Below are 779 nucleotides of genomic sequence, written 5' to 3' on the forward strand. Positions count from 1 at the left end.
ATCTCGCCAATCAACTGCACCTGCTGCAGGCGCCGTTGCTCTTTCTCCTTGTCGAAGATCGGGCTGATGCTGCCGTTGGCGTGTTCCACATCACGGCTCAGCGTCGCAACGTCCTGCTGCTGCCCGGCGCTATCGCGGATCTCCAGGGTGCCGTCGGAAATCGCCGAGGAGGTGGTGCCGCTGGCGCTGCCACTGTGGTTGTAGGCGATCAGCGTGCCGCTGGGCATGTTGCTGGTGAAGCCCGATGAGCCACTGTTGCCACCGCTGATGCTGGCGCTGGCCATCTGGCTGTTGAACTCGGCCTTGTTCTCGATCGAGCCCCAACCCAGGGTGCCGGTGCTCAGGCGGTTCTGCTCGGCCTCTGCGGTACTGGCGATAACGCTGCCATCGAGCTGGGTGTGTTTGCCCACGTCAATCTGGTAACCGCCCTTGCCGGCGTACAGGCCGGTCTGCTCCTGCACGCTCTGGTACTTGGAGTCCAGCTTGTTCTGGCTGGTGCTGAGGCTGCCACTCGCGCCGCCTGTACCAATGATGGTGACGCTCGCCCCTCCGCTGACATTGGTTTGTTTGGACTTGTAGTTGTCGGTGTCCTGAAGGCTTTGCAGCGTCAGGTCGCGCCCAACGTCGGCGACGATCTTGTCGGCATTGACCTGTGCGCCCTTGAGCGCGGTATCCCGCCCGCTGACCAGGCTGGCCTGGTTGCCAGCATCCAGCGTGGTCTCGGTCCAGGTGGTGCCGTTGCCTTTTTCGTTACCCGAACCTTTGTTGGCATTGGCGAA

General features: G+C 62.5%; 1 protein-coding gene. It reads right to left on the reverse strand.

Annotated elements, in window-relative coordinates:
• Positions 1-779 (reverse strand): hemagglutinin repeat-containing protein (locus NPS47_RS25260; RefSeq protein ID WP_274297431.1); only part of this gene is annotated, 779 nt, incomplete at both ends.

This window comes from Pseudomonas putida (assembly GCF_028682475.1).
GTDB lineage: Bacteria > Pseudomonadota > Gammaproteobacteria > Pseudomonadales > Pseudomonadaceae > Aquipseudomonas > Aquipseudomonas putida_AG.